This window comes from Alkalilacustris brevis, from assembly GCF_003350345.1.
GTDB lineage: Bacteria > Pseudomonadota > Alphaproteobacteria > Rhodobacterales > Rhodobacteraceae > Alkalilacustris > Alkalilacustris brevis.
On the sequence record NZ_QNVJ01000038.1, the window covers coordinates 1 to 18661 of the forward strand.

14 protein-coding genes and 1 tRNA gene are annotated in these 18661 nt (G+C 66.1%); 7 read left to right on the forward strand and 8 right to left on the reverse strand.

Annotated features, from left to right (window positions below; all coding sequences use genetic code 11):
* Window positions 1-262 precede the first annotated feature (262 nt).
* Entirely contained in the window at window positions 263-1660 is a 1398-nt protein-coding gene (locus DQ229_RS05325) for an aspartate aminotransferase family protein (protein WP_114965245.1), read from the reverse strand.
* Window positions 1661-1848: 188 nt separating this feature from the next.
* Window positions 1849-2526: a GntR family transcriptional regulator gene (locus DQ229_RS05330; RefSeq protein WP_202909512.1), complete on the reverse strand. Its 678-nt coding sequence runs from the start codon at window positions 2524-2526 to the stop codon at window positions 1849-1851.
* 177 nt (window positions 2527-2703) lie between these two features.
* On the opposite strand from DQ229_RS05330, the gene DQ229_RS05335 reads away from it, so the two are divergent.
* From DQ229_RS05335 to DQ229_RS05355, 5 genes are all read left to right on the forward strand, one after another.
* Window positions 2704-3465: a dienelactone hydrolase family protein gene (locus DQ229_RS05335; RefSeq protein ID WP_114965246.1), complete on the forward strand. Its 762-nt coding sequence runs from the start codon at window positions 2704-2706 to the stop codon at window positions 3463-3465.
* A gap of 126 nt (window positions 3466-3591) precedes the next feature.
* Window positions 3592-4074, forward strand: a complete 483-nt coding sequence (locus tag DQ229_RS05340) for a (2Fe-2S)-binding protein (RefSeq protein WP_114965257.1) — start codon at window positions 3592-3594, stop codon at window positions 4072-4074.
* 155 nt (window positions 4075-4229) lie between these two features.
* Window positions 4230-5024 (forward strand): FAD binding domain-containing protein, encoded by a 795-nt coding sequence (locus tag DQ229_RS05345; protein ID WP_114965247.1) that lies wholly within the window; start codon window positions 4230-4232, stop codon window positions 5022-5024.
* A gap of 192 nt (window positions 5025-5216) precedes the next feature.
* Entirely contained in the window at window positions 5217-9488 is a 4272-nt protein-coding gene (locus DQ229_RS05350) for a PAS domain S-box protein (protein ID WP_114965248.1), read from the forward strand.
* Between the two features lie 120 nt (window positions 9489-9608).
* Window positions 9609-11024, forward strand: coding sequence for a malonyl-CoA decarboxylase (locus DQ229_RS05355; RefSeq protein WP_114965249.1), 1416 nt, complete (start codon window positions 9609-9611; stop codon window positions 11022-11024).
* 181 nt (window positions 11025-11205) lie between these two features.
* Here the strand turns inward: DQ229_RS05355 and DQ229_RS05360 are convergent, their stop codons facing one another.
* Window positions 11206-12159 carry a 1-phosphofructokinase family hexose kinase gene (locus tag DQ229_RS05360; protein ID WP_114965250.1) on the reverse strand — a complete coding sequence of 318 codons (954 nt, stop codon included), beginning with the start codon at window positions 12157-12159 and terminating at the stop codon, window positions 11206-11208.
* 177 nt (window positions 12160-12336) lie between these two features.
* Here DQ229_RS05360 and wrbA point away from each other — a divergent pair, with 177 nt between their 5' ends.
* A complete protein-coding gene (gene wrbA, locus DQ229_RS05365; RefSeq protein ID WP_114965251.1) occupies window positions 12337-12957 on the forward strand; it encodes an NAD(P)H:quinone oxidoreductase in 621 nt (206 codons plus the stop codon).
* Between the two features lie 196 nt (window positions 12958-13153).
* Here the strand turns inward: wrbA and DQ229_RS05370 are convergent, their stop codons facing one another.
* From DQ229_RS05370 to DQ229_RS05380, 3 genes are read right to left on the reverse strand one after another with little or no spacing between them, the layout of a single operon-like run.
* Window positions 13154-13618 (reverse strand): hypothetical protein, encoded by a 465-nt coding sequence (locus DQ229_RS05370; RefSeq protein ID WP_114965252.1) that lies wholly within the window; start codon window positions 13616-13618, stop codon window positions 13154-13156.
* Window positions 13618-14481, reverse strand: a complete 864-nt coding sequence (locus tag DQ229_RS05375; RefSeq protein WP_114965253.1) for a glycine-rich domain-containing protein — start codon at window positions 14479-14481, stop codon at window positions 13618-13620. The genes DQ229_RS05370 and DQ229_RS05375 overlap by 1 nt, the downstream gene beginning before the upstream one ends.
* Window positions 14481-14747, reverse strand: a complete 267-nt coding sequence (locus DQ229_RS05380) for a spike base protein, RCAP_Rcc01079 family (protein ID WP_114965258.1) — start codon at window positions 14745-14747, stop codon at window positions 14481-14483. The genes DQ229_RS05375 and DQ229_RS05380 overlap by 1 nt, the downstream gene beginning before the upstream one ends.
* 546 nt (window positions 14748-15293) lie before the next feature.
* Here DQ229_RS05380 and DQ229_RS05385 point away from each other — a divergent pair.
* Window positions 15294-15383 (forward strand) — tRNA-Ser (locus DQ229_RS05385).
* Window positions 15384-15723: 340 nt separating this feature from the next.
* Here DQ229_RS05385 and DQ229_RS05390 read toward each other — a convergent pair.
* Both DQ229_RS05390 and DQ229_RS05395 read right to left on the reverse strand, forming a co-directional pair.
* Window positions 15724-17136: a hypothetical protein gene (locus DQ229_RS05390; protein WP_114965254.1), complete on the reverse strand. Its 1413-nt coding sequence runs from the start codon at window positions 17134-17136 to the stop codon at window positions 15724-15726.
* A 482-nt stretch (window positions 17137-17618) separates the two neighbouring features.
* Window positions 17619-18661: DNA primase family protein (locus DQ229_RS05395; protein WP_238380966.1), on the reverse strand; the 1043-nt coding region annotated here is incomplete at its 5' end.

An 18661-nucleotide genomic window follows, 5' to 3' on the forward strand; every position in this document is an offset into this window, starting at 1 on the left:
GCCCCACCGGGGCGACGGTCCCCCTCCATCCCGGCAGGCGCTTCAGACGCCTCACATCTTGTACGTAGATAGTTTCTTGAGTGCCGCGCCGGTGGCGCCGTTAGGCATGAGCGCCTACCCAGGCAGGCGCTGCCCTCGGGCCTCTTCTCAAGACGTGTTATGCAGAGGTCTTATCGGCCATGTTTGACGCGCGCGGATCGGCAGGTCGCATCCGCGGCGCGCCGGTGCGCAGGCAGCAAGCGGGCCGGCATCCGCGTGCGGATCAGGCCGCCGCTTCCAGCAGCCCCTTGTCGCGTGCGGCGGCCCAGGTTTCATCGAGCGCCTTGCGCGCGCGCTCGATCAGCAGGTCGATATCGGCGGGCGTGATCACCAGGGGCGGCGCGATCACCATGCGGTCGCCGACATGGCGCATCACCAGGTTGTTGGCAAAGCAGCGCTCGCGGCAGATATGCCCGACGGTGCCCGCGGGCGCCGCGAAGGGGGCGCGGCGGGCCTTGTCGGGGCTCAGCGCCAGGCTTGCCATCAGGCCAAGGCTGCGGGCCTCGCCCACCAGCGGGTGATCGGCAAGGCTGGCCCAGGCTGCCGCCAGATGCGGCGCGGCGACATCGCGCACATGCTCAATGATGCGTTCCTCGTCCATGATGCGCAGGTTCTCCAGCGCCACGGCTGCGGAGACCGGATGCCCCGAATAGGTGTAGCCGTGGTAGAATTCGTCACGCCCCAACACCTCGGCCACGCCGTCGCTGACGATCGAGCCGCCGATGGGCGCGTAACCCGAGGAAAGCCCCTTGGCGATGGTCATGATGTCGGGGCGGATGCCCAGCGTCTGGCTGCCGAACCAGTTGCCGGTGCGACCGAAGCCGGTGATCACCTCGTCGGCGATCAGCAGGATGTCATGGGCGTCGCAGATGCGCTGGATCTCGGGCCAGTAGCTTTCGGGCGGGATGATCACGCCGCCGGCGCCCTGCACCGGTTCGGCGATGAAGGCGGCGATGCGGTCCTCGCCCAGCTCGGCGATCTTTTCCTCAAGCTGGCGGGCGCGGGCGCGGCCGAAATCCTCGGGGGTCATGTCGCTGCCTTCGGCATACCAGTGGGGCTGGTCGATATGCACGATATCGGCAATCGGCAGCCCGCCCTGGGAATGCATCGCCGCCATGCCGCCAAGACTGGCCCCGCCCATGGTCGAGCCGTGATAGGCATTCTTGCGGCTGATGATGACGCGTTTCTCGGGCTTGCCGAGCGCGGCCCAGTACTGCCGCACCATGCGGATATTGGTGTCGTTGGCCTCGGATCCGGAGCCGGCGAAGAACACATGGTTCAGATCCCCCGGCGCCAGTTCGGCGATGCGCGCGGCCAGCGCGATGGCCGGCACATGGGTGGTCTGGAAGAAGGTGTTGTAATAGGGCAGCTCGCGCATCTGGCGGGCAGCGGCCTCGGCCAGTTCCTCGCGGCCATAGCCGATATTGACGCACCACAGCCCCGCCATGCCGTCGAGGATCTCGTTGCCCTCCGAGTCGGTCAGGCGCACGCCGCTGGCGCGGGTGATGACCCGCGCGCCCTTGGCGGCCAGTTCGGCGGCGGCGGTGAAGGGGTGCATGTGATGCGCGGCGTCGAGCGCCTGAAGCGCGGCGGTGGGCATGTGGTTGGTGATGCGTGTCATGCGGGCGTTCCTTGTGGTCTGTGCTGCCGCTGGTCTGTGCCGTCGGGCAAGGGCCTTACCTTGCGGGCGGGTCCGCCTGCTGCTTTCGGCCGGGACAGCGGCGGGGCTGGAGGGGGCGGGAGAACAGGCGTTGCAATGCCTTTGCCGCCCAGAATACTGGGGCGGCGGGCCGCGTCAAGGTGATTTGATCAAATCTGGCCGCGGGCAATCGCCGCCGCCACCCGCTCGGACCCCTGCCGGATATCATCGGTGATCGCTTGCACCAGTGCGCCGGTATCGCCCAGCCGCATCGCTGCCAGCGCGGCGCGGTGCCCGTCGGGCAGGCTGAGCACCGCATCGCCATCGCAGACCACCCGCAGCGAGGGGCCGACGCGCAGCCACAGCATCCGCGCCAGCGACAGCAGCACATCGGCGCTGGCGGCCTCGTAGAGGGTGAAGTGAAACCGGTGATTGGCCGCGAGGTAATGCTGCACCGCGCCCCGGGTGATGGCGGCGTCCACCTCGGCGTCGATCTGCTCGAGCCGGGCGATCAGCGCGGGCGTGACAGCGGGCGCGGCGCGTTCGACAAGCTGCGGCTCGATGGCGAGGCGCGCGAAGGTCACCTCGTCCAGCCGGGCCAGATCGAGGCGCGGCACCGACACCCGGCGATTTCCCTGCGGGGTGAGCGCGCCTTCGGCCGTCAACCGGCGAATCGCCTCGCGCACGGGGGTCATGCCCGCGCCCAGCCGTTCGACCAGGCCCTGGATGGTCACGGCCTGGCCCGGCGCCAGTTCGCCAAACAGGATCATCTCGCGCACCGTCGCATAGGTCTGCTCGTGGCTGGGTATCTTGCGAGTCATCGGCACCTGTTCCGGCAAATCGGGCATTTGTGGTATCCTTCCGGGTGCGGGCGCACCGGGGGGCATCGGGGGGGTGCGAGTTTGTGTCAGAACGGCGCGCGTGTCCACCGTGGTGACCCCGCGGGCATCCGGCATGACGCCGCATGGCCGCGTGATGCGCGCACGCTAACATTATTTAGCAATAGTCATGGAAGGATCAGGCAGATGAGACGTTTCTCCACAATCATTGCCGCGGCGGCGCTGGCGTTTTCGCAGGCGGGCGCGGCCTTCGGCGGCATCGTCAACGAAACCTTCGAATACACTGTCGGCGATGCGGTCTTTGAAGGGGTCGTGTCGCGCAACAGCGCGCTGGAGGCGGCGCGCGGCACGGTCCTTCTGGTGCATGACTGGGACGGCATCGACGAATACGAGATCCGGCGCGCCGAGATGCTTGCCGCCGAGGGGTATGTCGGCGTTGTGCTCGATCTTTTCGGGCGTGATGCCGAACTGGCGGGGGTCGAGGATTACCAGCGCGCAACCGGCCAGCTTTACGGCGACCGGGCGCTGTTTCAGGCCCGGCTCTCGGCCGGGATCGCGGCGGCAGCGGCATTGCCCTCGATGCCGGGGCGCATGGTGCTGGCCGGGTATTGCTTTGGCGGTGCAGCCGCACTGGAGGCTGCGCGGGCCGATATGGGGCTTGCGGGATATGTCAGCTTCCACGGCGGGCTGGGCACGCCCGAGGGGCAGGGCTATGACGGGCTGGACGCGCCGGTCCTGCTGCTGCACGGCACGGCTGACCCGGTGTCGGGCATGGCCGACCTGGCCGCGCTGCTCGACGGGCTGGAAGCCGCCGGCGTGCCGCATCGCGCCGAGGTCTATGGCGGGGCGCGCCATGCCTTCACCGTCTGGGGGGCGCGTGATTACGACCTGGAGGCCGATCGCCGCTCGTGGCGCGCCTTTCTCGGGTTCCTCGACGACGCACTGTAGGCGGCGGCCGCGTCTGACATGATCGCGATGCGGCGGGGGCACCCTCCCGCCGCGCGGGGATGTTTTTCGGTTCTCAAAGCCGGTGCGGCGTGATTAACTCGGCGCATCGAACCCAGGGAGTAGATGATGAGAAAGGTCACGATGACCGTGAACGGAAAATCCGTTTCCGCCGAGGCGGAGGGGCGGACCCTCCTGGTCGAGTTCCTGCGTGAGGGGCTGGGCCTGACCGGAACGCATGTGGGCTGCGATACCAGCCAGTGCGGCGCCTGCGTGGTGCATGTGGATGGCCGGGCGGTGAAATCCTGCTCGATCTTCGCGCTGGAGGCCGAGGGCGCCGAGGTGCGCACGATCGAGGGCATGGCCAATGAGGATGGCTCGCTCTCACCGATCCAGAAGGCGTTTCAGGACCATCACGGCCTGCAATGCGGGTTCTGCACCCCGGGCATGGTGATGTCGGCGGCGGCGCTGCTGGCGGAGACTCCCAAACCCACCGAGGCCGAGGTGCGCCATCACCTGGAAGGCAACCTGTGCCGCTGCACGGGTTACCACAACATCGTCAAGGCGATCATGGCCGCGAGTGGCCAGGAAATGCAGGTCGCGGCCGAATAGGCGCGAGGCCCGCGCTGTCCAGGCCGCAGGACGCCCGGCAGCGGGCGGCGCCCTGCGGGGGCAGGGTGAGGCGACCCGTGGCCGGCGCCGGAACATGGATATTTTTGCCAAGAAGATGGGGCAACGCGCATCATCTTCAGACGGGAGAGACAGGAATGTATGCCTTCGAACTGGAACGCCCCGAAACGGTGGCTGCCGCGGTCGAGCTGCTGAAGGGTGACGACGAGGCGATGCCTCTTGGCGGTGGGCAGACGCTGATCCCGACGCTCAAGGCGCGGCTGGCGCAGCCTTCGGTGCTGGTGAGCCTGGGCGCCATCGGCGAGCTCAGGGGGGTCCGGCTGGACGAGGCCGGGCATTTGTGCATTGGCGCGGGCGAAACCCATGCCGGGGTCGCCCGGCAGGCGGCGGCGCATTACCCGGCGCTGGCCGCGCTGGCCGGGCAGATCGGGGATCCGGCGGTGCGCAACCGCGGCACCCTCGGCGGCAGCCTGGCCAATAACGACCCCTCGGCCTGTTACCCGGCGGCGGTGCTGGGCTCGGGCGCGGTGGTGGTGACGAACACGCGCGAGATCGCCGCGGATGAGTTCTTCCAGGGGATGTTCACCACCGATCTGGAGGAAGGCGAGATCATCACCGAAGTGCGCTTTCCGATCCCGCAGGCGGCGAGCTACCGGAAGTTTGCGCAGCCGGCCTCGCGCTTTGCGCTGACGGGGGTGTTCGTGGCGCGGTTTGCCGACGCGGTGCGCGTGGCGGTGACGGGGGCCTCGGAAGACGGGGTGTTCCGCTGGGAAGAAGCCGAAGCGGCGCTGGCGCGCGATTTCTCGCCCGAGGCGCTTGCGGGGGTGTCGGTGCCGGCCGATGGCATGATCGGCGACCTTCACGGCACGCCCGAATATCGCGCGCATCTGGTGGGCGTGATGGCCGCGCGGGCCGTTGCCGCGGCGCGCTGACCTGTCGATGTCGGTGCCGAACACCGCGCCGCGATGCTTCGCCGCCTGCGGGCGGGGCGCGAACCCCGGTTTAGCTATGGTCCTGCCACGGCCTCGGAATGACCATATTTCACTGTATGATGGAGGCTCGCGCGGCTTGCCCGTCTTTACCGTTCACGGCCGCGTTTTCGCAGATCGCCAGTTACGGATGCCATGGCCGGAGAGTTGAGAAAGACGCGAGAGGTCGCGCCGGAGAGAACGCCGGACGCGGCGCTTTTCGAAGCGCTGTTCGCGGGTCATCCCGACCCCATGGCGTTGCTTGACGGGCAGGGGCGGGTGCTTCGGCTCAACGGGGCTTTTGCCGGGTTGGTGGGCGCGGAAGAGGCCGAGGCGGCCATCGGTCAGGCGCTGCCCTGCGCGCTGAGGCTGCCGGAGGACGAGCCCTCGCATCGCGCGCTCTCGGCCGCGCTGGGCAAGCTGGATGACGCGGGCGACGCCGGGCAGCAGGTAACGATCCGGCATCCCGCCGACAGCGGCGAGTCGGCCCCGCGCTGGATTGCATGGCAACTGGGGCAGGGGCCGGACGGGGCGGGGAGCTATGCACTGGGGCGCGAGGTTTCCGGCCCGGCGCACGAGCACTGGATGCTTGAGCGGCTGGCGCAGGTGGCCGAACGCACCGCGAACCTGGTGATCGTGACCGATCCGGAGCGGCGCATCGAGTGGGTCAACGGCGCCTTTACCCGGCGCACCGGCTACACGCTTGAGGAAGCGCGCGGCCAGAACCCCGGTGCGCTGCTGCACGAGGAGGTGGCCGACCCCGCGGTTCTGGGCGATCTCAAGCGCCGGCTGGATGCGGGAGAGCCGGTGCGCTGCGAATTGCGCAGCCGCGCCAGGGATGGCACGGAATTCTGGTGCGATCTGGACATCCAGCCACTGACCGATGACGCCGGGCGCATCGTGGCCTTTCTGTCGGTCCAGACCGAGATCACCGAGCGCCGCAAGCGCGAGATGCAGACAGCCGCCGATCGCAACCGCCTGCAAGCCACGCTCGAGGCCTTGCCCGACCTTCTGATCGAGGTCGATGCCGAGGGGCGGTATGTGGATTTTCATTCCGGGCGCGTCACCGCCGAGCCGATCCCGCCGGAGAACTTCCTCGGGCGCACGCTGGAGGAGGTGCTGCCGCCGGAAGTGGCCGCGCAGCGCCGCGAGATCATGAAGGAAGTCGATGCCGGAAAGCGCCCGCGCGGGCGGCAGTATCGCCTGAAGGACGGCAGCCAGGAGGTCTGGCGCGAGCTTTCGGCCGCGCGCCGCGCGCCGGACCGCCCCGGCGATCCGCATGGCTACCTGTTCCTGATCCGTGATGTGACTGACCGTGTCCTGGCCCAGAAGGAGCTGCGCGAGCGCGAGGCGCTTCTGCAGGGGCTGTTCGCGCTTTCGCCGCTGGGCATCGCGCTGAGCGATCTCGAGACGGGGCGCTTTCTGGATGTCAACGAGGCGCTGCTGGCGGCCACCGGCTACAGCCGCGAGGAATTCCTGCGCCTGGAATACGATGACCTGATCCCGCCCGACCTGGACAAGGATCATCGCGCGGCGATGGATGCCCTGCGCGAAACCGGCCGGCACGCCCCGGCCGAAAGCGAGCATCTGCGCAAGGATGGCAGCCGCTATCCGGTGCGCCGGCTGGGGCTGGTCGCGACCAGCAGCAGCGGCCGCCCGCTGGTCTGGAGCATCGTCGAGGATATCAGCGAACGCCGCAGTATGGAGGAATCGCTGAGCCAGTCGGCCCGCGCCGAGCAGGATGCCCGCGCGCGGCTGCTGGCGGCGGTGGGCAGCCTGCCCGATGCTTTCGTCTATTTCGACGCCGATGACCGGCTGGTGCTGTGCAACGAACGCTATATCCAGCTTTACCCGGAAATCGGCGACCTGATCGCGCCCGGTGTCACTTTCGAGGAGATCGTGCGCGCCAATCTCGAAAAAGGGGTCTACAGGATCGCCCCCGGTGAGGAGGGCGCCTGGCTGGAGCGATCGCTGGACGCGCATCGTGGTGAAGGTGTGTCTCTGGAGGTGCCGCTGGCCAATGGCCGCTGGCTGCGCATGATCGAGATGCCCACTGGCGATGGCGGGCGCATCGGGGTGCGGCAGGACATTACCGAGTTGAAGCACGCCGAGCAGCGCCTGGCCGATATCATTCATGGCGCACAGGCCGGCACCTGGGAATGGCACCTCGACAGCGGCAAGAACATCATCAACGCCCGCTGGGCCGAGATGCTGGGCTACACTCTTGAAGAGTTGGGCGCGCAGAGCATCGGAGTCTGGGAGGGGCTGACACATCCCGATGACATGGAACATGTCCAGCAACGTGTTGCCGGTGTTCTGACGCGCGAACAGCTGCAGTTCGAATACGAGTTGCGGATGCGCCACAAGCAGGGCCACTGGGTCTGGGTGCTGTCGCGCGGGCGGGTGGTCAGCTGGTCGGGCGACGGACGACCGCAGGTGATGGCCGGCGTGCATCTGGACATCACCGCGCAGAAAGAGGCCGAGCAGCGGCTGGAAGACATCATCTCGGGCGCGCAGGTAGGGTTATGGCAGCATGACCTGTGCAGCGGGTTGAACCATGTCGATGAGCGCTGGGCGCAGATGATCGGCTATGACCTGGAGAACATCACGCCGCTTGACGCCAAGGGGTTCATGCAGCTTGTTCATCCCGACGACCGGCCGAAATTTACCGAAAGTTCGGGGCAGCAGAACCGGGACGGCAGCGGCCATATCTCGCGCGAGTTCCGAATGCGCCACCGTGATGGCGGCTGGATCTGGGTCATGTCGCGCGGGCGCGTCACCAGCCGAGATGCCCAGGGCGACCCGCTGGTCTTTTCCGGGGTGCATATCGACATCACCGACCGCAAGGAACTCGAAGCGGCGCTGATGGCCGAGCACGCCTATGTCGCGCGGCTGATCGAGACCAGCGTTTCCGGGGTGCTGGCGCGTGATGCCGAAGGGCAGATCATCTTTGCCAATGCCGAGGCCGAGCGCCTGCTGGGCCTGATCCCGCCCGGCCGGGGCGAGGAGCATTTCGGGCGGGTGCCTTACCGTGTCACCACGCTCGACGGGGTGGAGGTGCCTGAGGAAAAGTTGCCCTTCGCGCTGGTTCAGGCCCGCGGGGTGCCGCTGCGCGATGCGCGTTTCGCGCTGGAATGCGAAGGCCAGCCCAGGCGGTATCTTTCGATCAATGCCGCGCCGGTCCGGGCCGAGGGCTTGCGCGCGCAAGTGGTGCAGTCGGTGACGGATATCACCGCCCAGGTCGAGGCCGAGGCGGCCCTGCGCCACGCCGCCGACAAGGCCGAGGCGGCGAACCAGGCAAAATCGGGGTTTCTGGCCAATATCAGCCACGAGATCCGCACGCCGCTCAACGGTGTTCTGGGCATGGCCGAGTTGCTGGACGAGACCCTGACCGACGAAAAGCAGCGCGGGATGCTCGATGCGATCCGCGAATCCGGGCAGATCCTGCTGCATACGCTGAACGATGTGCTGGACATGTCCAAGATTGAGGCCGGCAAGCTGGAGTTGGAAGAGATCGGGTTCCGGCCCGCCGACCTGCTGGCCAAGGTCGAGGCGGTGCACGGGATGCTCGCCCGCGAAAAGGGGGTACAACTGCTGGTCATTTCCAAGCCCGGCGCCGGGCAACCCCGGTGGGGCGACCCGCACCGGATCATGCAGGTGCTCAACAACCTGGTGGGCAACGCCCTCAAGTTCACCGAGCGGGGCGAGATCCGCGTGCGGATTGGCGGTGATGCCGGGGCGCCGCTGCATATCGAGGTGCAGGATACCGGCATCGGCATGAGCGCCGAGCAGAGCGCGCGCATTTTCCAGGCGTTCGAGCAGGCCGATGGCAGTGTTTCGCGGCGCTTCGGCGGCTCGGGACTGGGCATGGCGATCGTGCAGCGGCTGGTGGGGATGATGGGCGGCGAGATTTCGCTGCAAAGCGCGCCGGGGCAGGGCACGCGTATCAGCATTACACTGCCCTTGCCGCTGGCCACGGGCATTGACGAAACGGTCGATGCCGCGGCCCCGGAAGCAGCGGCGCAGGCCCGGCAGGGGCTGCAAGGGGTGCGGGTGCTGGCCGCGGATGACAACGCGACCAACCGGCGCATCCTCGAGGCGATGCTTGGCCGGCTGGGGGCCGAGGTGACGATGGTCGCCGATGGCCGCGCCGCCTGCGAGGTCTGGGCGCCGGGCCGCTTCGACGTGCTGTTGCTGGATATATCCATGCCCGAAATGGACGGGATCGCCGCGCTCGGGGAAATCGGCGCGCGCGCGGCGGCGGCCGGTGCGGAACCACCGCCGGCGATCGCGATCACCGCCCATGCGCTGGCCCATCAGATTGCCGAGTTTCGCGCCGCCGGTTTCATGGCGCATGTCGCCAAGCCCTTCCGCCGCGACGGGCTGGCCGAGGCGGTGCAGACCGTTCTGCAGGGGCGCGCAGGCTGACACTACACAGGATCGAGAGGCTTGCTGCCAAGGCGGGCAGCGCCGTGCTAGACTTCTGCCTGACGATGTGGCGAGTCACCCTGCCGCCCGCTGGCGGCCAGGCGAACCGATGAGGGCGACATGACCCGAAGCAGCTATCTGGGCGATTTGCTTGCAACCCTGTTCGAGCGCCGCGCGGGGCTGTGGCGCGCGCAGGGCGGCACACCGATATCCGAGCTGTGCCAGGCGCTCCTGTCCGGGCGGGGCGAGGTTTCAGGGATGCGGCTGGCCCGCGAGGTGCTGGCGCAATACCGGCTGCTGGACGAGAAGGGGCGGCGCGATTTTTTCGTCATGCTGGCCCGCGACATGGATCTCGACCCGGAGGCGGTGCGCGAGGCCGCGGCTGCCTATGCGGACACGCGCGACCGTGCCGGCCTGGCCCGGCTGGTGCAGGCGGCCGAGCCGGCCCGACAGGAATTGCTGCGCAGGCTCAACCAGTCCCCCGGCGCCACCGCCGAGCTGGTGCGGATGCGCGCCGATCTGCTGCGGCTGATGCGCGACGATCCGGTGCTGGCGCGGGCCGATCTCGATTTCGCGCATTTGTTCGGCTCGTGGTTCAACCGCGGCTTTCTGGTGTTGCGGCGGATCAGCTGGGAAAGCCCGGCCAAGATCCTGGAGAAGATCATCGAATACGAGGCCGTCCACGCCATCGACGATTGGGACGACCTGCGCGGCCGGCTCGAGCCACCGGATCGGCGTTGCTTTGCCTTCTTCCACCCTGCGATGCCGGATGAGCCGCTGATCTTTGTCGAGGTCGCGCTGGTGCAGGGCGTGTCCGGCTCGGTGCAGGCGCTGCTGGCCGAGGGGCGCGAGGTGCTCGACCCCGCGCGGGCCGACACGGCGGTGTTCTATTCGATCTCGAACTGCCAGCCGGGGCTGCGCGGCGTCTCGTTTGGCAACTCGCTGATCAAGCAGGTGGTCGAGGTGCTGCGCGGCGAGTTGCCGCATCTGGGCAACTTCCTCACGCTGTCGCCGATTCCGGGGCTGGCGGCGTGGCTGCGCGAGCGCGCCGGGGAAGAGGGCGACCGGACGGCCGCCGCCCTGCTGGCCGCTGCCGAGCGCGCGCGCGACACGCTTCAGGCGGCGCCGAAACGCAAGCCTGCGAAGGCGAAAGAGGCCCTGCCTGCGCCGCCGCCGGCCGGGGCCCTGCCCGAAGCCGCGCATGACCCGCTGCGTGCGCTGGCGGCAAAATACCTGCTGGAGGCCCGGCGCGAGGACGGTCAGCCGCGCGACCCGGTGGCGCGGTTTCACCTGGGCAACGGCGCGCAGGTCTACGAGATCCACGCCGGGGCAGACCTGTCGGCCAAGGGGCTGGCGCAATCCTGCGGGGCAATGGTGAATTACCATTACGACCCGCGCACGCTCGAGACCAACCACGAGGCCTATGTCAGCGATCAGCGGGTCGCGGCCACGCGCGGGGTGCGGGCGCTGCTCAAGGCGAAAGCCGAGTGGAAAGGCCCGGTGCTGCCCGCGGTCGAGGACAAGCGCGCCTCGTGATCCGGCCCTGCGGGGTGCCTGAAACAGGCGCCTGAAACTCCAGGAGTGCGGCGCCTGTGGCCGGCTGCGGGATGTGGATATTTTTACCAAGAAGAAGGGACACGGGGGCCGCGAGACGAGCCGGGGAGTGCGCCGGCATGCGTGTCTCGGCACGACATGATCCTGCGCGCCTGTGTCGGCATCAGAGCCGCTGCATGTGGCACTGCGGCCCGAGCCGGGCGGCATCCTCGGCACGGCAGAGTTCGGTGCCTTCGGTCATCACCGTGGCGGCGGCGGCGGCGGTGCCGGCGCGCAGGGCGTCTTCCGGCCCCTCGTCGCGGGCCAGCGCAAGGGTGAAGGCCGCCGTGAAACTGTCGCCTGCGCCCACCGGGCTTTTCACGGGCACTTCGGGCGGGCGGCAATGCAGAAGCAGCCCGGCACCGGCCAGCACGTTGCCATCGGCGCCGCGGGCCAGAACCACCATGCGGGCGATCCTCCGATCGACCAGCGTGCGGGCAAAGGCGGCACTGTCGGCGGGCTGCTCAAGGCCCCCCCCGGCGGCATCCTCGGCCGCGGCCTGGTCAAGCCGCAGCACCGCCAGCGCCGGGCGTGCCGGGCGGGTGAGAGCCGCCCTGAGCGCGGCGCCCGAGATGTCGGCGATCATCCGCGCCCGTTCTCCCAGCCTTGCGGCCAGGTGATGGGGGAAATCGTCGGGCACGCCGGGCGGCTGGCTGCCGCTGAGCACGACAAATCCGCCGGGGCGCGCCGCCTGGTCGATCCGGTCGAGCACGCTGACGGCGCGGCCCTCGGGCCAGGGCTCTCCCGGCAGGACGAAGCGATATTGCCGGCCATCCGAGAGGTCAGTCACCGAAAGGCTGTGGCGGGTTTCCTCGGGCGTGTCGAAGGGCAGGAGCGGCACGCCTTCGGCCTCCAGCAGCGCGGCGATCCGCGCGCCCATCGCGCCGCCCAGCACTGCGAGTGCCTCGGCCCGGCCGCCCAGCCGGACGATCGCGCGCGCCACGTTGATCCCGCCGCCGCCGGGGTCGTGGCGCGGGCCGTCGAGCCGCAGCTTGGGGCCGGGGCTGACACGCGCGGTGAACGCCGAAATGTCGAGCGCGGGGTTCAGCGTGACCGTCAGGATCGGGGTTTGCGGCATCTCGGGGTCCGGCTGCGGGAAAAGCGGGGCAGGTGGCCGGCAGCCTGCCACCAAGGCGCGGGCGCCGCAATGGCAGACGCGCCCGTGCATTTGCGCACAGCCCCCTTGCGGGCCTGCGCAATGGTGCCGCGCGGCCCCGTGGCCTAGCTGTGCCTTGTGAGGAAAAGGAGCTTCCCGATGAGTGTGAAACTCGCAATTGTCTACTACTCGACCTATGGCACAAACCATCAGATGGCCGAGATCGCGGCCGAAGCCGCGCGTGAGGCGGGCGCCGAAGTCCGGCTGCTGCGCGTGCCGGAAACCGCTCCGAAAGCGGTTGTCGAAGGCCAGGACGCCTGGAAGGCCCAGGCCGAAAAGACTTCCGACATCCCCGAGGCCACGCCGGCCGATATGGAATGGGCCAATGCCTATCTCTTTTCGGCGCCGACCCGGTTCGGCACCGTGGCAAGCCAGATGCGCGCCTTCATCGACACGCTGGGCGGGCAATGGTTCGAGGGCAAGCTGGCCGACAAGGCCGTTAGCGCCATGACCTCGGCGCAAAACCCGCATGGCGGGCAGGAATCCACGCTGCTGGGGCTTTACACCAGTTTCATGCACTGGGGCTCGGTCATCGTGGCGCCGGGCTATACCGATCAGGCGATCTTTGAATCGGGCGGCAACCCCTATGGCTACAGCCATGACGCGGGGGCCGAGTTCACCGAGGCGCAGAAAAAGGCCATCGCCCATCAGGCGCGGCGTCTGGTCGAATTTGCCGGGCGGATCGGTGACGCGACACAGGCGCGTTCAGAAGCCGCCTGAGGGCATTGCCCTGAATGGAAAAATGCAAGGCCCCGGAGCGTTCCGGGGCCTTTGCCTTGCTTGCCTGGAGGCTGCGGGGCACAGCCGCTGCTACCGCGGTCGGGTTCGGAACCTTGCCCGGAGGCGGGCCCGGGCGGGCGCGCGAAACTTTCGCAGCCGGTTTGCTGCAATTTCCGGGCCGTCAGGATACCATGCCTTACGTGAAATCGCTTTCAACCCACGCCCCGGCATCCTCGTCCCATTGCCAGCCGTCGCCCTCGGGGCGCGGCACGGGGGCAGCCCACGCGCTGCCGTCCCACTCCCAGGAGGGATAGGGCTGCACCGGACGCGGCGCGGTAAAGCTTGCCTCTGCCGTCATCTCAGCGCCGCCGCTTGTCCTGCACCACGACGCAACCTCGATCTGCTGATCCGGCTGCCAGCGCACCCGCCCCGTTGCGATCACGTCCTGATCGGTTTTTGAAAAGCGCACGCCGGGCGGGGGCAGGGCCATGTCGAACACCTGCGCGCCATCCGCCGTGATCGTCAGGCGCATCTCCACGCCGCGCAGGTTGATGATCTGGCCGTGGCGGTCCAGCATCGCCCGCAGGTCCGCGCCCCACGGGTGAACAGCGCTGGTGTCGATGCTCAACTGCCCGGTGGCCGTATCGAAGATCATGTCCATCACGCCACCTCATTCAGATATTCGGCCTCGGTGATGCGGTAGCGAAGGATCACGATGCCGTCTGCGCCTGCGGCCCCGCTGCCGCCATTATTGCCGTTCCCACCCGAGCCAGGGTTGCCGTAGCCGGGGGCTACTGCGCCGTTTACGCTAGACCCCGTGCCGCGACCGCCGGGGGCGTAGATCGTGGACGCGCCGGAAATAGCAGAGGGCAGCCCCAGCCCGCCGTCGCCGCCGATGTTATCGGGAAACTTGGCATCACCGCCGGGGCCACCTGCCCCGCCGCCACCGCCGCCGCTTTGATTGACCGTGCCATCGCCGCCGTCATGGCCTTGACCGGGAATACCTGAGCCGCCTTCGAAGTTTTCTTGCTCTTGGTTCCCGCCGCCGCCCGAGGCACCGTCTTTATCAACTGGGTCTGTTATCTGTGAACCCGGCGCGCGACCGCCGCCTTCCGAGATGATATTGGAAACAGATGAGTGCTCGCCGGGGTCAGACTGCCCGGTAGTGCTGGTCGCTCCTGCGCCTCCGATCCCAACCTCAACAGATTGCGCACCCACAGGCAGGAAGAGCGGCCCGGCCTCGCTGTTATCAGCCTCGCCCGCGACCCACTTACGGAAGCCCCCTGCGCCGCCGCCAGCAGCGCCCCGCGACCCTGCCCTGCCGCCGCCAGCGCCTGCGCCCACAACCAGAAACTCAAACCGCCCGCCGCGCAAAATGTTGATTGGCGCGGATGCGAGATAGGTGTGGACGCGGTAGAAGTGCGACCCATCCTGAATGACGGTCTCGGTGCCGCCCTCGGCGGAAGGGCGACGGAAACGTCTGCGCAGCGCAACGGATCGAAACGAAAGCCCCGTCCCCTGCATCAGCCTACCACCAGCGCGTGAATCCCGGTTGCGGTCGTGCCGGATTCCAGCACCCGACGCACAGCCACGGGCAGCAGGGTCTGATCCTCCAGCATCACCTCGCGCGTCTCGCCGCGCCGGGTGACGACGCGCAAGCTGCCGCCGGTCTCGATGAACAGCGCCATCGCCATTTCGGGCAGGTCGGCCGCATCGTCGGGGGCAACGGGCAACAAGTCGGTCGCCGGCCCCAGGGCCGATGGGGTTCGGTTGGCAAGCGGATCGAGCATCTTGGCCTCCTTGATCTGGGTTTGCCGAATGCAGCACATGCGGCAGGCCCGGGACGATCCCGGATCAAGACGAAGATTTCCCTGCACCATCGCGCGGCGCGCTTACCTTCCGGCAAGAAATGGGAAAATTCCGCGCCAGCGCTCGCAGCACATCACGATCTTTCAGACGGCCGGAGACCGGGGCGCTGCCAGTGCCTTCTGCGGCTGTCATCTGCCCGCTTCATGTCGGCGCAGAAGGCCCGCTGCCGGAAGGCCTTTCTGTTCGCCGGAGCGGTCATCCGGGATCCGCCCGCTTGTGGATGGGGCCGGCTCATCGCTGGAAGGACGCAGTTTCCAGAGCCTGGATGCGCCGGGATTCGGCCGCTGCCCGAGCCGCGTTTGCGCCTGCGCGAAGGCTCGCATCCGGGAAGGCGGATTGAGCGGATCGTGGTCACAACGCCTGCATTTCCATGCCTTTTCAGGCGGTTCGGCCGGATCAGGGCGCGAGAGGCAAGTCGCGGAATTTCCTCTTGTATTCCCTATGCTTGCGCGGCTATACCCGTCGACGGAGACGTGGCCGAGCGGTCGAAGGCGCTCCCCTGCTAAGGGAGTAGGCCCGAAAGGGTCTCGTGGGTTCGAATCCCATCGTCTCCGCCACTTAAATCATGCAAGATATTGATTTAAAAAAGTAAAAAGTAGAGGGCATGGGCGCCTTGCCCCCGCTTTGTCCCCCAATTGATCTTGTCTCAGAGCGGGTCTGCTCCCAAGAAAGTTAGCCTTTAGGGTCTCTTTAGCCAGAACGAGCAGTAAGTTAGCCTTTAGGTTTTAGGATTTGGGTAAAGCTAAGTTGCCCTCACCGCAGTGCTTGCTTCTGTGCCAAACCAGCCTCAGTTCCCCACGCGGCAGATCTTCGGTTGCCTGTGGCGAGCGGGCCCGTCAGGGCGCCGCCAAGGCACAGGCTTGACTATCACCATCTCATTGCGTCATCCGCCGGATACTAGGCGTACACCGAGGCCCGCTTGCCGTTTCGAAGGTTGAGCAGATACTCCTCATATTCATCAAGGATGACTTGCTGATCAACGCTTGCGTCCGCGGCGAGCAGCCTGATCTCCTCCAGCGCAGAGGGGATCGTCGTCCACTTGGCTTTCTCTTGCATCAGGTGTTCGCGAAACATTTCGCCGATCGTGAGGCGGTCGCCTTTCGACAGCACTTCAGGCCACTCGGACCCGATAAGCCACTGTGCCATGTGGCGTGCGCGGGGGTCGGTAAGGTCGGCGACCAACTCGCATTTCTCAGGGGGGGATGCCTTGTGAAACAGGCGCAGAACGGGTTTGTCGGCGCTCGCTGGGAAGAACCCTCCGGAGTAGAGTTGCTCGGCAGGGTGTGTTGGTTCCCCAAACTCTGACTTGCGAAGCCCAGCCGCTGCCCTGAGGCGTTCTGGGAACGCCGGGTCGCTCCAAAGCTTGACGATACCACGAGGGTCACAGGCCACCTTCAGGCCAACTGCCACCGGGTCGCTTATCCGCAGCAGGATCGGCATGGCATTGATCTTCACCCGAACGATCGCACTCACGCCATCGAGAATTCTGAAGCCCTCTCGGAGCGAGCCGATGTCGGCCGCCAGCAACCGTTCGATATCCGAGTGGAGGTTGATGCAGAGCCACTCATTCGGATTGGCCTTGTCGGCGCAAATCGGCAGCAGTGTCATAACCCGTGGTCCGTCTTGAGTGTGATCCCATCCGATAGAGATCAAGGGTTTACGGGCATGCATCAACGAGAGCACTTTGGCCTTGCTCCTCATTGCGGCACAGTCTTTCCAGACCTCCGGCGCGTTATTGAACAGTACTTTCGCCAGATGTATGGTGGCGTGGACATCGCCCAGGGCGTCATGAGCGTCATGTTCTGCAAAGCCGTTTGCTGCGGCTAACCGTTCAAGTTTGAACGATCGCTTGCCTGCCTCACTGACCGGCACGTGAATGGCGCCTGGCGCACATGCCGCGACCGCCTTGGCCGCAGTCAATATGTCCATGCGCTCGTTTCCATTCCACTGCGTCACATATGGCTCTTGGAGGGTGCCATAGAAACTGTGGCGAAGGATTTCCTCATCGTACCTTATCCCATTGTAGCTGCAGACGATTGCCGGTGAATTGATCGAGATATGATCGTGGATCTGACGGATCAGGTCGTAGTGCGACAGGGCTCTCTGCTGAATCGCCCCAATTGACTGGCGGTTGACCAGCAAGGCCTTCGGGCTTGGGATAACATATCTCGGAAGCCGTCCCCGAAGGTTGAACTCCTCGACCAGGTTCGCATCCTCGTCATAGACGCAGGCGGCGTACTGGATCGGCCTATCATAGGCGGCTACAAGACCAGTGCATTCGGTGTCGTAGACGTAGATGCGAGTTGTCATTTCTGAATGTTTCCTTTTTCAGCGCAAAGACCTGGGCGTCATGGGGACGGGAGTGCGGTATGCTTTGGAAATTTTGCTCCCTCCATCCGGCAATGGAGGGCCTGGTGCTGTGTGTTTGCCGGCAAGGAGCGTCAGACAGTTTGGAAAGCAGTCTTATCCGCCCAGAAAAAACTGTAGATCAAATGACAAATATTCCGGTGATGAAGCCCACCGCACCAGGCTGCATGACGAGGTCGGAATGTCCATATCGGTGCCGAGTGTACAAAGTGTAGGTTTCATCTATTAATACCTTGAATCTGGTACTGCCCTCTTCATCCTTTTTTCCTGGTTCGTTTTTTTCGGACATAATGATTGGAAACTACACTTCCTACATCGTCACGGCCTCACAAAGGGGAAGGGTTGAAATCGACAGAAAGATCCCTCAGCGACGCAACTTCGTCGCTGAGGGCATTGGCATGCTTGGTGGTGTTCGTAGGAGCGCTTTAGCTCAGACCCAGTCCATCATAGAAATGGCCTTTGGCACGCCGGGTTCGGGACCAGCCACGTGCTGCCATTTCCCTGTTGAGGCCTCGAATCGACCAGGCCTGAACGCCCTGATTTTCACACCAGTCTTGGAAACGTTTGTAGAGATCACCTGAGCTGGTGATGGCATTCTGGTCGAGGACCGTTTCCTCCTGTAGGAAGTTTTTCAGCAGATCCTCCTCGTCAAGGTAGGCGTCCGACGCGGCCTTGATCCTGTCCGGCACGGCGAGTCCGTGGTCTTGCCAGAGCAACGCACCTTCGATGGCCCATCTCAGAATGGCAGGAGCCTCGGCCATCAACTTCTCCACAAGGTTAGGATCTCGCTCCTCTTCAGGAATTTGCACGGTGAACGGCACAAGCACCAAGCGCGCCCTGATCGCCGGATCGACGCCTGACAGGCTTGGCTTGTCGTTCCCGGCAATCATGAGCGTGAACTGAGGATCAAAGGTGAAGAAGTCACAGCGCATGAATCTGGCGGGTATGCCGTCCCCACCAGTAAGGTCCTTCAGTCTCGCTTCATTCCAAATGGTGTTTCTCGGAATTTCCGATCCAATCACCAGACGTGCGCCCTGAAGACCGGCCAATTCCGTCGGGTGCTGTTGATACGTGGATTTCAGGAACAAGTTGGCAGGTGCGTTACAAGAATAATCGCCCAAGATCTTGTTCAAGGTATTCAGGAAAACCCCCTTGCCGTTTCGTCCGCCACCGTAAAGGAAGAGCATCTTGTGCTCGGTAGTGAGACCGGTGAGGGCATAGCCTGCCGCGCGCTGCATGAACGCGATCGTTTCCGTATCACTGGCGAAGGCGCGGTCCAGGAATTTGAGCCAAAGTGTCGGCGGCGTTCCTGGTTCCGCCGGACCGCACACCGTCAGTTTCGTGATCAGATCCTCCTGTTCTGCCGCGCGAAGCTGCCCCGTTCGAAGGTCCACCGTACCGTCAGGAGTGTCCGTCGTCGAATGATTTGGGATAGTCGGCGTGATTTTGGTCTGGAGGGCTCCGGCTC

What these genes read in the sequence shown, in the direction of transcription:
- DQ229_RS05325 (WP_114965245.1), bottom strand. Translation starts at nt 1,660, where the DNA reads ATGACACGCATCACCAACCACATGCCCACCGCCGCGCTTCAGGCGCTC.
- DQ229_RS05330 (WP_202909512.1), bottom strand. Translation starts at nt 2,526, where the DNA reads ATGCCCGATTTGCCGGAACAGGTGCCGATGACTCGCAAGATACCCAGC.
- DQ229_RS05335 (WP_114965246.1), top strand. Translation starts at nt 2,704, where the DNA reads ATGAGACGTTTCTCCACAATCATTGCCGCGGCGGCGCTGGCGTTTTCG.
- DQ229_RS05340 (WP_114965257.1), top strand. Translation starts at nt 3,592, where the DNA reads ATGAGAAAGGTCACGATGACCGTGAACGGAAAATCCGTTTCCGCCGAG.
- DQ229_RS05345 (WP_114965247.1), top strand. Translation starts at nt 4,230, where the DNA reads ATGTATGCCTTCGAACTGGAACGCCCCGAAACGGTGGCTGCCGCGGTC.
- DQ229_RS05350 (WP_114965248.1), top strand. Translation starts at nt 5,217, where the DNA reads ATGGCCGGAGAGTTGAGAAAGACGCGAGAGGTCGCGCCGGAGAGAACG.
- DQ229_RS05355 (WP_114965249.1), top strand. Translation starts at nt 9,609, where the DNA reads ATGACCCGAAGCAGCTATCTGGGCGATTTGCTTGCAACCCTGTTCGAG.
- DQ229_RS05360 (WP_114965250.1), bottom strand. Translation starts at nt 12,159, where the DNA reads ATGCCGCAAACCCCGATCCTGACGGTCACGCTGAACCCCGCGCTCGAC.
- wrbA (WP_114965251.1), top strand. Translation starts at nt 12,337, where the DNA reads ATGAGTGTGAAACTCGCAATTGTCTACTACTCGACCTATGGCACAAAC.
- DQ229_RS05370 (WP_114965252.1), bottom strand. Translation starts at nt 13,618, where the DNA reads ATGGACATGATCTTCGATACGGCCACCGGGCAGTTGAGCATCGACACC.
- DQ229_RS05375 (WP_114965253.1), bottom strand. Translation starts at nt 14,481, where the DNA reads ATGCAGGGGACGGGGCTTTCGTTTCGATCCGTTGCGCTGCGCAGACGT.
- DQ229_RS05380 (WP_114965258.1), bottom strand. Translation starts at nt 14,747, where the DNA reads ATGCTCGATCCGCTTGCCAACCGAACCCCATCGGCCCTGGGGCCGGCG.
- DQ229_RS05390 (WP_114965254.1), bottom strand. Translation starts at nt 17,136, where the DNA reads ATGACAACTCGCATCTACGTCTACGACACCGAATGCACTGGTCTTGTA.